The organism is Myxococcus xanthus (genome assembly GCF_006402735.1).
GTDB classification, from domain to species: Bacteria; Myxococcota; Myxococcia; order Myxococcales; family Myxococcaceae; genus Myxococcus; species Myxococcus xanthus_A.
In genome coordinates, this window is the sequence record NZ_CP017174.1 from 2,000,788 (window position 1) to 2,014,870 (window position 14,083).

Consider the following 14,083-nt stretch of genomic DNA (forward strand, 5'->3'; position numbering starts at 1 on the left):
AACAACGGAGACACGCCACCCTCTCACCCGAGGGCATGGGGGCGAACACGTGCACGACAGGCCGCTGGGGCCGGTGCTGCCGGACCTGAGGACTGGCGCGCAGGCGGTCGCGGTACACAGTGAGTGTAGTGCGTGCCCGCCCGCAGCCCAGGGGACTCCCGGGCAGGCAAGGCCTCGGCCTCCCCCCGGCGCTCCGGAGCACCGCGCGGCTCATGGGCCGCGCGGTGCGAGCTGCCGGGAGTGGCGCGGCGCCTCGGCATCCGAGGCGCTGCGCCGGTGCGACTACCGAAGCGCGATGAGCGAGGCCACGAGCAGGGAGACGACGCTCATGACCTTGATGAGGATGGCCACGCCAGGACCAGAGGTGTCCTTGAACGGGTCACCGACCATGTCACCGACGACGGCGGCCTTGTGGACCGCCGAGCCCTTCGCGTGGCCCGGCAGCTTGCCCTTCTCGATGAACTTCTTGGCGTTGTCCCACGCGCCGCCCGCGTTGGCCATGTAGAGGGCCATCGTGGCGCCGACGACGAGCGAGCCGGCCAGCAGACCCGCCAGCGCACCAGGGCCCAGCAGGTAGCCCACCAGGGGCGGGGCGACGACGGCGATGATGCCCGGGAAGATCATCTCGCGCAGGGCGCTCTTGGTGGCGATGTCGACGATCTTCTTGGGGTCCGGGTCCGCCTTGAGCTCCATCAGCCCCGGAATCTCGCGGAACTGACGGCCAATCTCCTCGACGATGGCACCGGCCGCGCGGCCCACGGCGAGCATTGTGGAGGCGCCCACCAGGAACGGGAGGATGGAGCCCAGCAGCAGGCCGACGATGACGTTCGGGTTGGTCAGTTGCAGGCTCATCTCCGGAAGGCCAGCGGCGATGCGCGTGTGGTTGACCTCGAGGTTGAAGGCGGAGAAGAGCGCGATGACGGTGAGCGTCGCCGAGCCGATGGCGAAGCCCTTGCCGATGGCCGCCGTGGTGTTGCCCACCGCGTCCAGCTCATCGGTGATGGCGCGGACCTCGGGGCCCAGGCCGGACATCTCGGAGATGCCACCGGCGTTGTCGGAGATGGGGCCGTAGGCATCCACGGTCATCACCACGGCGGTGCCGCCCAGCATGCCCACGGCCGCCAGCGCGATGCCGTACAGGCCAAGCGCCTGGTCGGCGATGTAGGCCACCAGGGCGATGGTGGCCATCGGGATGCCCACGCTCTCCATGCCGACGGCGAGGCCGCGGATGAGGTTGGTGCCGGCGCCCGTGACGGAGGCCTCCGCGATGCGCTGCACCGGCGTGGACGACGTGTAGTAGTCCGTGACGAGGCCGATGATGGCGCCGCCGAAGGCACCCGCGGCCAGCGCCACCGTGATGGCCTGGGACAGGCCGAACACCTGCATCATCACGAAGGACAGACCCACCAGGATGACCGGGGGCAGGATGAGGGCGCTGCGCAGCACCTGCGCGGGGTTCATGTGCTTGAGCGCGCGCGCGATGAAGATGCTCAGCAGGCTGACCACCAGGCCCACGGCGGACAGCACCAGAGGGATCACCACGCCCGCCACCTTCGCGCTCCCGATCGCGGAGGGGTCCACCACGAGGCGAGAGAGGTCCGCGGCGCTGGCGGTCAGCGCGATGGCCATGGCGGCGACAATCGCGGCCACCATGGACTCGTAGATGTCGGCGCCCATGCCTGCCACGTCACCCACGTTGTCGCCCACGTTGTCGGCGATGACGCCCGGGTTGCGCGGGTCGTCCTCGGGGATGTTCTCAATGACCTTGCCGGCGATGTCGGAGCCGACGTCAGCGGCCTTGGTGTAGATGCCGCCGCCCACGCGGGCGAAGAGCGCGATGGAGCTGGCGCCCACGGCGAAGGAGTGGAGGACGGGGGACAGCTGCGCATGCCCCTGGAATGCGTAGTAGACGCCGCCCATGCCGATGAGGCCCAGGCCGGCGACGGCGAGGCCCATGACCGCGCCACCGTCGAGCGCGACCAGCAGCGCGTTCGGCTTGGAGCCGGTGCGCGCGGCCTGCGCGGTGCGCACGTTCGCGTACGTCGCGGCCTTCATGCCGATGTATCCGGCCAGCAGCGAGAGGAACGCGCCGAGCACGAAGCTCCCGCTGGCGAGCGGCCCCAGCGCCAGGCCGATGACCACCGCGATGACCGCGCAGTACGCGGCGAGCACCTTGTACTCGCGGACGAGGAACGCCATCGCGCCTTCGCGGATGTAGCCCGCGATGCGGTTCATCGTCGCGTCACCCTCCGGGAGCGCCTTGACGCGGAAGTAGAAGAACGCAGCGAAGAGCAGCCCCACGGCGCCGACCACGCCCGGTGCGATTGCCCAGAAACTCGACTCGAGACTCGACAACTCCATCCAATCCTCCAGAGACGTCCCGGGAGCCTGACCTCGCCGACCGGGTCGCTCGTGTGCCGCGAAATTTGTACGGAGCGCGTATAGTTGATTTCAGCGCAATCTGGGAGTTTCCTAGGCGCGCCCCAGCAGGTTGGGAGTCCTACCAACGTCCTGGGCGGGTGCGTCACACCCTCCAGCGCCGGGCCGGTTCTCATGCGGGGCGCGAGTCCAGACGACAGGCGGGGCGGGTGGCTGCATCACCATGGGCCCCAAGTGCCCGGACTCACTCGCGATTCTACGAAAGATACGGGCCAGTACGTATTCAAGGCCCCGTCTCCACGGAGGCGACGCCCATGGCGCGGCCTTCTCCCGGGGGGCCCCGTAGGGCTGTGCGCTCAGTCCGGGGGGCGGAGGAGGGGGCTCTGGGCTTCTGTGGTAACGGGTCGCGGCATGAACGCACCGCACCAGTCCAGTCCACTCCTCGTCACGGCTTTCAATGGCCTGGTCGCTGCCTACGACCGCATGAACGGCAGTACCGCATGGACGTTCCCCGTTCCTGGCAAGTCGGTCCCAGGGATGCGCCCGCGTCCCACGCACGTGGAGGTGCGGGATGGGCGCGTGTACGTGTTCGCGGGCGGCTCCGAGGGCGTCTTGAAGAAGCGCGTCTTCCTCGATGTCCACGCGCTCGACTACGAGAGTGGCCGCCCCCTCTGGACGCAGCGCGTGGCGCCGGCTCATGCGCCGAGCTTCACGTCAGCGTCGGTGCTGGTGGAAGACGGGCAGGTCATCGTCTCGTACCAAGACGTCTTCGTCGCGTTCGCGGCGGATTCCGGCCGGCCCCAATGGACTCGAAGCAGCGAACATGGGGATGGAGGCATCTACTCGCTCCAACTTCAGATGGGGGTCCATGGCGCGCGGGCACGCGTGGTGACCTGAGCCCGCGGGCCCGCCTGGCACGCTCGGGATTGCCGGGTAGAGTTGCAAATCAATCTCAACGGCATGTGCTTTGTAGGTTCGCGTCCCCTGGGCGTGATGTGGTCGAACAGCTCGGGCATGGTGCCTTCGTCAGGGCTCAACGCGTCCGCGAAGTCCTGCCCTTGCGTGTCGTGGCCGGGACGTCTTCACCGGTGACGGCGCGGGCAAGCCGCTCCGCGTCGGATGTGGCGATTCCGAGTGAATCGAACACGCCGCTGACGAACATGTTCGCCAGGCCCTGTGCGAGCGCGCGACCTCGTAGTTGCTCCATCAGCGGATGCGAGGTGGGGAGCGCGCTCCCGGACCGGACGAGCTCCGACAGCGCCGGCCAGAACGTGTCCATCGAGCCCTTGAGCGGCTCGGGGACTTGCTCGTCCGGATGCGGGCCCGCGTAGTCGATGTACGCCGGGTCCGTCGCGATGCGGTACAGGGCCGGGTTCTCTGCGGCCCACCGGATGTACGCGACCCCTGAGCGTCGGAAGGCCTCGTGCGGGTCCGTTGTCCCTTCCGTCGCGGTGATGAGGGTCGCGTTGAGTCGGCGGTTTCCCTCCGTCGCGAGCGCGCGCAGCAGGGCCAGGCGGTCCGCGAAGTGCTTGTAGGGCGCGGCGGAGGACACCCCCACGCGGCGTCCGACTTCCGCGACGGTGAGCGCGTCGACGCCTTCCTCGCGAATGAGTTCGATGCTGGCTTCCAGCAGGGCGTGCTTGAGGTCCCCGTGGTGGTACGGGCGTGCTCGCGTCTTCGTGGCCATGCGTGAAGCCAGGGTAGATGGACAGGCCCTTGTTGCAAAGTAAGTAAGAGTCACTTACTTTGTGTCTCGACGCGGATTTCATCGCTCCAGGAGCAGCGGATGCGCAGCGCGAATGCCGTGAGTCCATTGTTGCGGTCCCTCTCCCGTCCCCATGGCTTCGAGCCGCTGCGGGTCGAAGGCCGGCTCCCCGAGTCCCTCCGGGGGACGTTGTTCCGCGCCGGACCGGGCCTCTTCGAGCGCTTTGGCACGCGAATCGCGCATGCGTTCGAGGCGGATGGCGCCGTGACGGCGGTGCGCTTCGACGGCCGTGGCGCGCAGGGCGCGAGCCGCATCGTCGAGAGCGCCGGCTACCGTGCGGAGGAGAAAGCGGGGCGGTTTCTCTACACGTCATCCGCGTCGTGGCTCGATCGGATGCGGGCGGTGATGAGGGACGCGGCGAAGACCACGGGCAACACCTCGACGTTCCTGTGGAAGGACCGGCTCTTCGCGCTGATGGAGAACGGCTTGCTCCAGGAGATGGACCCCACGACGCTGGAGACGCTCGACGCCACGGGACTGGGCGTGGTGACGGGGGCCTTCTCCGCGCACCCTCACCGTGTCGCTTCGCTGCGGACGACGTTCAACTTCGGGGTCCGGTATGGCCGGAAGATGAACATCGACCTGTACGCGCTGCCGGACGACGGGGAACCGTCGAAGCTCGGCACCGTGGAGGCGCCCTGGCAAAGCATGGTGCATGACTTCATGGCGACGGAGCGGCACCTCATCCTGTTCGTGGGTCCCGTGCAGTTGAATCTCCTGCGCGCCATGGTCGGCCTGGGAGATGTCACCCAGCTCTTTCGGTGGAGGCCTGAGCTCGGGGCGCGGCTCATCGTCGTCCCGCTCGATGCCATCCATTCACCCCGGACGTTCGAGCTCGACCCCTTCTGGCTCTGGCATTTCTCGAACGCCTTCGAGGACGCGGACGGTCCATGTGTCGACTTCTGCCGCTACCCCGAGTTCTCGCTCGGGGAGATTGGAGAAATGGAATCGACCGGGCCCCTCCCATTGCTGACGCGTGTGCAGCTCGACCTGAAGTCCGGCACGACGCGTGAGACGAAGCTCTTCGATGTTCCCTGCGACTTTCCTCAGGTGCATCCGCGACTGCACGGCGCGCGGCACGGCACGGTGTTCGCGCAAACCGAGCGGAACGTCGCGGACCGGAACATCCTGGGGGTGACGCGCATCGACCTCGACCGGGGCAGGAGCGCCGAGTGGGTACTCCCGGCCGGGCATGTGCCGAGCGAGCCCGTGCTCGTGCCGCGCGAAGCGTCACAGGACGCCACCTTCGTGCTCGACCTCGTGTTCGACTCGACGACCGACCACTCCTACGTCGCGGTGCTCGACGGCGAGCATCTCGAAGACGGTCCGCTGGCGACCGTTCACTTCGACCAGGCCATTCCCGTGACGTTTCACGGCAGTTTCGCCGCGATGTGATGCCCTTCAGCGCAGGGCGGCGCCGCAGCCTGGTGGAGCGAGGTCAGAACCTGCTTCAGCCCGAGGGAGAGCTGTGCCCGGCCGCTCTTCTGGACGGAGCGCTCATGGATGGCCTCCCGCTGGACAGCTTCGCGCGAGAGGCCAATCCATGGCCATCAATGAGCAACGGCGACTGCCTGCCGCATCAAGCCGCGGCGTGGCGGACTACTCGGAGTACTCGTAGCTGTCGACGAGCTGCCAGTTGCGGTTGTAGACGTAGCGCCGGGTGAACCAGCCGCTGTGGCAGCTGCCCGTGTTGCTGGCCTTGTAGCCATAGACGAAGCCGTTGTGGACGCGGGCCTCGATGCTCGGGTAGCCGGGGGTCTCACAGGGCTGGGTGACGCGGACGGCCTGGTAGGCGGCCTCGGCGTAGACCTGCTCCTGGCCCTCGAAGTCGTAGCGGGAGTGCACGCGCTCCGAGGTGAACGTGGCGAGCGCGCTGGCCTGCTGGGTGTTGGTCTGCGTGAGGAAGGACTGCAGGTGGGCGAGGGTGGTGGCCTCGGAGGTGAGCGTGCCGGTGAGGCGGTGCACGGCGCCGTCATTGTCGGAGAGCGCGGCGCGGATGGAGGCGATGCCAGCCGGGCCCTGGTAGACGGCGGTGTCGCCCCAGGTGAAGCTGAGGGCGCCGCCAGCGCTGTAGGCATTGAGCGCGCAATCGCCGTTGGCACCGGCCGTCTCGACGACGATGATCTTGCGGAGGCGGTGCTCGGGGTTCACGAGCGCGATGCACTCGTTGCCAGCGACACCGTCGTAGTTGGCGGCCGGGAGCACGGCCTCGACGATGTTGTGGACGCGGAACAAGGGGTCCGTGGCCTGCTGCTCGATGGACTGAACCGCATCCGTATCAGTGTCCGTCTCGGGACCGAGACAGCCAGCGGTGAGGGAAGAAGCGACGAGGAAGGACGCGAAGCTGAGGGACGTGCGCATGGCGGCGGAAGATAGCACGCCAGTTTTGCCCGTTTTAAACGGTAATAAGTGTTCCGATACGGAAAGGACAGATGCCCTGTTGGAGCACGCGGGCGGACGCTACATGCCTCTGGGTATGTGAAAAAATTCAATGACTGCGTCCGGCCGTCTCCTGTGGATTGATACAAATTTGTTACGCAAAATAGCCGGATTGCTCGATGAGGGCATTCGCGGCCCCAGGCAATCGGATAGCCAACGTAGTAGCCGATGCATGCAGGGCTCCGTGAATCCCCCGAAGGGAGTCACCAGCGTGAATCACGGACTGCCCATCTCATCGCGGCTCGGAATGAACCGATGGCGTTGGCCTAGAAGTCTCGAATCGAATCCATCACCGACACCAGGGCCTCTCGATTGAGCGGCTCGGCGGGAGTCCCTTCCGTCGACCGGAGCTTTTCATCCACCGCGTCGAAGATGCCCACCAGCGCGAGATAAATCTGCTCACGCTCCTCGGTGAAGATGATGGTGTTGCGGGCATCCAGCTTGTTGAAGCCATCGGTGTAGGCCGTGACGATGGGGGTGAGCGCGGACACGAGGGCGGCGGGGGCGCGGTCCCCTTCGGATACGGCCTTGAGCGCGGCCGACCGCGCCTGGCGGTACAGCGCCGCGGCCTTCTTCGCCTGGGCTGGACTGATGTTGTCGGCCCCGTCCCAGACGCGAAAGGGGTTGTCCAGGTTCTCCGCCAGCCAGTCGGCCTTGCGCGGCTGTCGCACCGACAGGTCCAGGCCCTCGCGCGCAGCGGCCTTGAATGCTTTCTTCACTTGGGCGGCGACGTCCGCAGGAATGCTCGTCAGCCAGAGCATTCCCAGGTGGGGGAGCTGCTCCGGGCCGGGGAACTCGTCGGGTGACATCCCGAACATGTCGCTCAACGTCAGCAGGGCCAGGGCCGGGAGCTTCGCCAATTCGGCGGTGTTCCTCAGGAAGCCCGGGGCGCCCCAGATGCGCAGCTCCGTCAGGTTTGGGAAGCGCCGCACGATGCGCGAGGCATCCACGTCGCGCGCGGCCGCCACATGCAGGCTGTCCAGTGTGTCCAGGCCAGACCAGGGCTTGTCCGGAGCGTCCAGGCGCAAGGTCAGCCAGCGCCCATCCGCCTCGCCGTGAATCTTCAGCGCCGGGTCGGGCTGGCCGAGCAGGGACAGGTGCTCCAGTCCGTCGTTCAGATAGAGCTCGTGGACGCCCGTTACGTCGAGCGTGAGCTGGGTCAGTTGGGCTCCCCGCAGGTCGACCCGGCGCTCACCATGCTTGAGCACCTCTGATTCATAGACAAAGGGACGGCGCCGGATGAAGTCGAACAGGCCGGGGATGGGGGCGGCAGCATTGACAGACGTCAGAATCGGCAGCGCCTCGAACACCGACAGGTCAGACGCGGCGGCGAGGTGCTCCGTATCCAACTGCTGCGTCGAGCGGAGTACCTCCATGTCGCCGACCGTGAACAGCACCCGGTTGTCGGGTGCGGCGTCCATCTGCTTGAAGAGATCGCGCTGCGCCTGGGGGATGGCCTCCCAGCGGCGCTGATTGTAGAGGTCGCTGCCGGATGGCCAGCCGCCGTAGCTGTTGACCTCCTCGTCGACGAGGGGCGGCCGGTGGCCCACCAGGGTGTAGCCCCGGGGGACCTCCGCGGACGCCCAGACATGGTCGCGGCGGTCCTTCCAGAAGAAGAAGTTGAAGTTGGCGGGGGCCATGGCCGCCACAGCGGCGGCGTCGGGCAGGGAGGGGCCCACCCAGTCCAGCGCCAGCACGGAGGCCAGCTCGTCCTTCCCCTCGACCTTCAGGGCGGTCACCTGGACCGCCGTGTAGGCGTCAAGCCGAGGGGTGTGGACGACGAAGATGTCTCCTGGCGTGGGCTTCATGGTCGACCGGGTCCGTAAGAGGGTTGGTTCGGACCCAGTCTAGGCCATGCGCCGCATCGCTCCCTCGTTGTTTGAGGGGGAGGTGCAGCGACGGAGCGCCGCCCCTCCAGACTTCAGCCCGCCAGGGGCGTCTGCCGCGCCTGCGCCTCGCGCAGCCACGCCACCGTGTCGCTCAGTGTCTGCCGGTGGCTCCGCGGCCGGTAGTCGAGCTCCTCGTGGCTCCACAGCGTCTTGAACCCCCAGTGGCACGTCGACATCTCGAGCACCACGGGGTCCGGCAGCTTCTTGAGCGGCACGTGGGAGCCGAGCTTCGCGAGCCCGTCGACGACGAGCGTCGGCACTCCGGGACGGTTCACCCGGATGCCGGCGACCTCGCCCACGCGCTCGAAGAAGGTGCGCAGGGGCAGGGTGGTGCCGGGCAGGTGGTACGTGTCCCGCCAGTCGGCCTTCTTCGCCAGCACGGCGAGCGCATGCGCCACGTCCCGCACGTCGGTGAAGGCGATGCCACCCGTGGGGATGAAGGGGAGGCGCCCGTTCAGTACGCGGGCCACGTTGGTTGTCGAGCGGCCCAAGGTGTCCCCGGGGCCGAGGAGCACCGGAGGCCGCACCACCGTCATCTCCACGCCGAGCTGCCTGGCCAGCTTCCGCGACTGTTGCTCGGCGAGAATCTTCGACAGGTAGTAGGGCCACCGGCCCACGAGCGCCTCGGCGTAGAGGGAATGCTCGTCTGCCTCGATGGTCGGATGGGAGAAGCAGCCCACCGTGCCTGACGTCGACACCAGCACCAGCCGGGCGTCGAGCGCCTTCGCGGCGCGCACCATGGCCAGTGAGCTGTCGATGTTGAAGCGCACCATCTCGTCGGCGTGCTGCCGGCTGTGGTGGACCATTCCCGCGGAGTGAATCAGCACCTTCACGCCCTGCGCCTGGGACAGCCACGCGTCAGGGTCGAGCGGCGTGCCCGACACCTGGGCCACCGGGCCCGGCAGCGGCGAGCGAACCAGCGCCACGGCGTCGTCGCCCAGCGTCTCCAGCAGGTTGCGTCCGAGGAACCCACTGGCTCCCGTCACGAGTGTCTTCACGGCTGAACCCCGCGCCAGGCGCATGCTTCATGGAACCGCGAGAGCTCCGCCGCGTTCGGCCCCCACTCGAAGTTGTCACCCGCGGGCTTCACGATGTCGCGCGACACCAGCGCCTGCACCACGCCATCGAGGTGCGGCCGGTGCGTCACCGCCACGGCCTTCAGCTCGTCGGGCGCGCGCACCTTCGTCGCCTCCTGGTAGTCGCGCACGACAGGCTCGAAGAGCGCCTTCACCACGGCGTCGACGCGCGCGTCGCTCAGCTCGGCCAGCGGCGTGGCGCACCAACGGTAGCGCGACAGGTGGTCCTCCAGCGCGGGATTGCCGGGCTGCCGGGCCAGCACGTCACCGGCGAACCAGTGCTGCCACTGGTTCCGGAGCGAGTGCGCCAGCGCCGGAGACAGGGGGCTGGGGACGGGCAGGTCGCTGTCGAGCACGCGGCCTCCGCGCCGCTCGATGGCCTCACGCAGCCACGCTTCATCCACGCCCGGAATCGGATTCTCGGCGAGGAACGTGCGCAGATGGAAGCTGCTCACCGTGGTGTGGCGCTGCAGCTCGGCCATGAGTGTATGGCTCAGCGCGCGGACGTCGGTGTCGGGGTTGAGCGCCAGCGGCGCGCCACACGACAGATGCACACGGCCCAACTGCACCTGGCCCCGCGTCAGCTTCGTGAGCCACGACAGCACGCCGGTGAGCGTCATCTTCGGACGCGGCTTGCCGGACAGCTCCTCCGACAGGGACGCCTCCTCCGGCAGCCGGTCGTAGGAGATGGCGATGGGCAACACGACGAACTGGCGCTTCGTGTTCTGCAGCGCGCGCAACAGCCCGCGCTTGGGCGGCAGCATCAGCCGCGCGCGACTGCGCTGCCCTTCGACGAAGAACATGAGCGAAGCGTTCTTCTCGGTGAGCCGGCGCAGCTCCTCGCCCAGCTCCGGCACCTCGCGGCCCACGCCGCGCTTGATGAAGAAGGCCTGCGAGTCCTTGAGAATCGGCCCCACCACGGGGATGCGGCCGAACTCCTCCGCGGCGGCGATGTGCGGCATCGAGATGCCCAGCTCCGGGTGCTGGAAGCACAGGTAGCTGGTCAGCAGGAAGTCGAAGTAGCTGCGGTGGGTGGGCGCCAGCACCACCAGCGTGCCGGGGGGCACCTGCGCCATCGCGCGCTCGAACGACGGCCGGTCGAACGTCACGTCGCTGGTGCAGTGGCGGAACGTCTTGCGCAGCGCATAGCCAAACACCTTGTGCGTGGTATTGCCCACGCCGCGCTCCTGGACCCACGCCCGGTCGCCGCGCGCGTCGTCGTGCTTTGGCCCGGCGAAGGACACCTGGCTCTCATCGCGCGACAGCAGGTGGCGGTACATGCCCTCGTTCACCACGCGCACGTACTCGAAAGGCTCGAAGCCGGGGACCTCCAGCGGCGTGCTGCGCACGAAGTCGAAGGTGTGGTGCGTGAAGTACGCGAAGCCCTCGTTGAGGTACTGCACCTTCTCGTCGGCGCGCACCAGCCGGCGGTGGGCCTTGGCCTGGCCGAACAGCGCGAGCGCCGCCTTCTGCAATTGCACCGGCAGCTCCCGGCGCATCAGGTCGACCGCGTCGAAGCCGTGGTCCTTGCGGCCGACGAACATGTCGGGCGCCTTCACCACGCCGGGGCGGTGCTTGAACCACTCGATGGTCGACGCCGCGGCCATGTCGATGCGCAGCGCGCGCTGCACACCCATGGTGGCGTGAACGATGGGGACGGCCTGGTCGGGCTTCGGCATGGGGCCGAACACCGAACGCACGACTTCACTGGCGACCACATCCACCGGCACCACGTCCAGGCGCACCGACGGATCGGCGTTGAAGGCGCGCACCACGCCCAGGCCGCTGTACAGCAGGCAGCCCGCGAGCGCCGCCGGGCTGTCGAGCCAGGCCGGGAAGGGCGTGCGGTGGGCCGCCGAGACGATGCTGGGGCGCACGATGACGACGGGCAGGTGGCCGCGGCGTTCACAGATGAGGTGCTCGGCGACGCTCTTGGTGAGCGTGTACGTGTTGGGGTGGCCGGTGAGCTCCAGCCACTCGCGGCCGTCGCCCTGCGCCACCTGGAAGGCCTCGTAGAGCTCCGCGGCGGGCTTGGGCAGGTGCGCCAGCTTCTCTTCGATGGGGCCGGGCCGCCACACGCTGACGTAGGCCGTCGACACGTCGACCATGCCCACCACCTTGGGGCACGTGCGCGCGAGCTCCAGCACCGACAGCGCGCTCCGGATGTTGGCCGAGGTCGCCTGCGCCAGCGGCAGGTCGAACTCCACGCTGGCGGCGCAGTGCACGACGTGCGTGACGTGCTGTCGCACGGCGTCGGCGTCGGCGGGAGACAGGCCGCAAGCGGGCTGTTCGAGGTCGCCGCTCACCACCGCGACGCGCTCCGTCCAGCCAGCCTGGAGGCGCGAGAAGCACTCGGCCTGCGCCACCTTCGCGAAGCGCTCCGTCGCCGAATGCACGCGGCCCTGGCGGTCCTTCGACTCGCGCACCAGCACCGTGACGCGCTCGACGCCCTGCGCGAGCAGCGCCTCCAGCACCACCTTGCCAACGAACCCCGTGACGCCGGTGAGAAATACGTGGCGGGACATCAGTGCGCCTCCTCATCCGGGGTCAGGGCCACCGGGCCGTTGATTCCGCAGTTCGACGCGCCGAAGACGTTGTCGGGGTCGATGGCGGCCTTCACCTTGCGGTTGAGGGTCAACGCGGCTTCCGAGTACACCTCGGGCAGGAAGTCGCGGCGAATCTTCCCGACGCCGTGGTGATGCGACAGCGAGCCGCCGGCGGCCAGGATCTCCTCACGCGCCGCGTGCTCGAGCGCCGCGTACGCGCCCACCGGGTCGCTGACGCCGCGCGCGTAGAAGCCCAGGTAGAAATAGATGACCACGCCCGTTTGGTAGACTTGCGTGAAGCGGCCGGTGAAGAAGACCTTGCCCGGCAGGCCCAGCGCGGCGTGCTCCTTCTCGACGCGGCGCTGCACGCGCTCGTAGAGGTCCATGGCACGGCTCCACGGCACGCTCGTCTCGAAGCTCTCGGCGATGGCCCAGTGCTCGAAGGTGAGGTCCCGGATGTACGCGATGCCGAAGGTCAGCTGATAGCCGCGCTCACCGTTGGCGCCACCGCCCTTCATGCCGCCGTGCTCCGAGGCGATGCGGTACACCGTCTTCTCCTGGAAGGCGACCTCCTCGCGCGAGCCCTCGAAGACGAGGGTGGCCACGGCGAGCTTGTACGGGTCGAAGCCCTTGAGCTTCGTCACCACGGCCTTCTCGAGCTCGCTCTTCACCTTCGCGGCCAGCCCGTGCTTGGCTGGCTTGAGCGCCTGGCCGAAGTGGAACTGGGTGTTGTCCATCACCCGCACGCTGGCCGGCACCGCTCCCGACTGCTGGAGCGCGTAGAGGAACGAGAGGCCCGTTTCGAGGTCGGGGAAGATGACCGAGCCGTAGCGCTGCACTTCGGGAAGCGGGAACAGCTTCACCACCGCCGTGGTGACGATGCCGAAGTTGCCCTCGCTGCCGAACATGTACTGGCGCGGGTTGACGCCCACGCTCTCCCGGGGGGCCTGACGCGGGCGTTCCACGATGCCCTGGGGCGTGACGACCTGCATGTCGAGCACCAGGTCCTCGATGTTGCCGTAGCGGTTCTTCTTCATGCCGCTGGCGTTCGTGGCAATCCACCCGCCGAGCGTGGAGAACTCGAGGCTGTCCGGCTCATGGCCCATGGTGAAGCCGAACTTCGCGAGCTCCTCCATCAGGTGGCGGCCCGTGGCGCCCGCCTCGATGCAGGCCATGCGGTTGACGGGGTCCACCCACAGAATCCGGTTCATCTGCCGCATGTCGACGGCGATGACCAGGCGCTCCTCGGAGAGCGGGATGCGCAGTGCCTCCGTCACATTGGTGCCGCCGCCGAAGGGGATGACACAGGCGCCGTGCTGGGTGGCGACCTCCACCAGTCGCACCACCTCATCGTGGCTGCGCGGGAAGATGACGAGGTCGGGCACCCGGTCCAGCTTCCCGTAGCGGATGGCCCAGATTTCACCGCCGGTGTGGCCGTGGCCACGGCGCAGGCGCTGCTTGGGGTCGTCGGTGAGCTGCTCTTCCTTCAGGAACTCGCGCAGCGCCGCTACAAGCTTGTCGTTCTTCTTCGCCGCGGGAATCTCGGGCGGGTAGTGCGGCTCGTTGCGATTGTCGTACCCCAGCGGCGAGGCCAGCTTGCCGGCGAACCACGGCATCAAGTCTGGCAGCGCGACATTGCTGATGTTGTAGCGGGTGCCCGTGAGGACGGTGCTCCCGTCGGGCTTCACCACGAAACGCGTGTCGGCGAAGCCCCAGCCCTCGAGTGATTCCTCGTCCTTCGACGCGGCAGGCGTCGGCGGCGTGAAGCGCGTGTCTCCGGAGGAAGGCGTGGGTGACGGGCTGCCGAAGCGCTCGCTCACCTCGTTCAGCGCCACATTCCCAAGACGGCGCATCAAACCTGATTGTTTAGCCATGGTCACTCGCAGTCGTACACAGGGCCCTCTCCCCCGTCAACGCGCGCGGGTTACGCAGGTGCGCACTGCGTTACGCGATTTCGGAACCGTGAGTCTCGTAAGTGGGTTGTTTCCG

At 68.0% G+C, this 14,083-nt stretch carries 9 protein-coding genes; 2 read left to right on the forward strand and 7 right to left on the reverse strand.

Going from position 1 to position 14,083, the window contains the following annotated elements; translation table 11 throughout:
• Positions 1-282: 282 nt before the first annotated feature.
• Positions 283-2,361 carry a sodium-translocating pyrophosphatase gene (locus BHS09_RS08455; RefSeq protein WP_140788848.1) on the reverse strand — a complete coding sequence of 693 codons (2,079 nt, stop codon included), beginning with the start codon at positions 2,359-2,361 and terminating at the stop codon, positions 283-285.
• A 429-nt stretch (positions 2,362-2,790) separates the two neighbouring features.
• On the opposite strand from BHS09_RS08455, the gene BHS09_RS08460 reads away from it, so the two are divergent.
• Positions 2,791-3,276 carry an outer membrane protein assembly factor BamB family protein gene (locus BHS09_RS08460; protein WP_161605131.1) on the forward strand — a complete coding sequence of 162 codons (486 nt, stop codon included), beginning with the start codon at positions 2,791-2,793 and terminating at the stop codon, positions 3,274-3,276.
• A gap of 136 nt (positions 3,277-3,412) precedes the next feature.
• Here the strand turns inward: BHS09_RS08460 and BHS09_RS08465 are convergent, their stop codons facing one another.
• Positions 3,413-4,066 carry a TetR/AcrR family transcriptional regulator gene (locus tag BHS09_RS08465; RefSeq protein ID WP_140788851.1) on the reverse strand — a complete coding sequence of 218 codons (654 nt, stop codon included), beginning with the start codon at positions 4,064-4,066 and terminating at the stop codon, positions 3,413-3,415.
• A 99-nt stretch (positions 4,067-4,165) separates the two neighbouring features.
• On the opposite strand from BHS09_RS08465, the gene BHS09_RS08470 reads away from it, so the two are divergent.
• Positions 4,166-5,539: a carotenoid oxygenase family protein gene (locus BHS09_RS08470; RefSeq protein WP_140797622.1), complete on the forward strand. Its 1,374-nt coding sequence runs from the start codon at positions 4,166-4,168 to the stop codon at positions 5,537-5,539.
• Between the two features lie 204 nt (positions 5,540-5,743).
• Here the strand turns inward: BHS09_RS08470 and BHS09_RS08475 are convergent, their stop codons facing one another.
• The 5 genes from BHS09_RS08475 to BHS09_RS08495 form a co-directional block, all read right to left on the reverse strand.
• Entirely contained in the window at positions 5,744-6,505 is a 762-nt protein-coding gene (locus tag BHS09_RS08475; RefSeq protein WP_237080237.1) for a hypothetical protein, read from the reverse strand.
• A 344-nt stretch (positions 6,506-6,849) separates the two neighbouring features.
• Positions 6,850-8,391 carry a gliding motility protein gene (locus BHS09_RS08480; protein WP_140797624.1) on the reverse strand — a complete coding sequence of 514 codons (1,542 nt, stop codon included), beginning with the start codon at positions 8,389-8,391 and terminating at the stop codon, positions 6,850-6,852.
• A 113-nt stretch (positions 8,392-8,504) separates the two neighbouring features.
• On the reverse strand, positions 8,505-9,470 hold the full coding sequence (locus BHS09_RS08485) for an NAD-dependent epimerase/dehydratase family protein (protein WP_237080238.1): 966 nt from the start codon (positions 9,468-9,470) through the stop codon (positions 8,505-8,507).
• Positions 9,467-12,073 (reverse strand): SDR family oxidoreductase, encoded by a 2,607-nt coding sequence (locus tag BHS09_RS08490; protein WP_140797626.1) that lies wholly within the window; start codon positions 12,071-12,073, stop codon positions 9,467-9,469. Before BHS09_RS08490 ends, BHS09_RS08485 begins: the two co-directional genes overlap by 4 nt.
• Positions 12,073-13,968, reverse strand: a complete 1,896-nt coding sequence (locus BHS09_RS08495) for an FAD-binding oxidoreductase (protein WP_140788863.1) — start codon at positions 13,966-13,968, stop codon at positions 12,073-12,075. The genes BHS09_RS08490 and BHS09_RS08495 overlap by 1 nt, the downstream gene beginning before the upstream one ends.
• Positions 13,969-14,083 lie beyond the last annotated feature (115 nt).

What these genes read in the sequence shown, in the direction of transcription:
- BHS09_RS08455 (WP_140788848.1), bottom strand. Translation starts at nt 2,361, where the DNA reads ATGGAGTTGTCGAGTCTCGAGTCGAGTTTCTGGGCAATCGCACCGGGC.
- BHS09_RS08460 (WP_161605131.1), top strand. Translation starts at nt 2,791, where the DNA reads ATGAACGCACCGCACCAGTCCAGTCCACTCCTCGTCACGGCTTTCAAT.
- BHS09_RS08465 (WP_140788851.1), bottom strand. Translation starts at nt 4,066, where the DNA reads ATGGCCACGAAGACGCGAGCACGCCCGTACCACCACGGGGACCTCAAG.
- BHS09_RS08470 (WP_140797622.1), top strand. Translation starts at nt 4,166, where the DNA reads ATGCGCAGCGCGAATGCCGTGAGTCCATTGTTGCGGTCCCTCTCCCGT.
- BHS09_RS08475 (WP_237080237.1), bottom strand. Translation starts at nt 6,505, where the DNA reads ATGCGCACGTCCCTCAGCTTCGCGTCCTTCCTCGTCGCTTCTTCCCTC.
- BHS09_RS08480 (WP_140797624.1), bottom strand. Translation starts at nt 8,391, where the DNA reads ATGAAGCCCACGCCAGGAGACATCTTCGTCGTCCACACCCCTCGGCTT.
- BHS09_RS08490 (WP_140797626.1), bottom strand. Translation starts at nt 12,073, where the DNA reads ATGTCCCGCCACGTATTTCTCACCGGCGTCACGGGGTTCGTTGGCAAG.
- BHS09_RS08495 (WP_140788863.1), bottom strand. Translation starts at nt 13,968, where the DNA reads ATGGCTAAACAATCAGGTTTGATGCGCCGTCTTGGGAATGTGGCGCTG.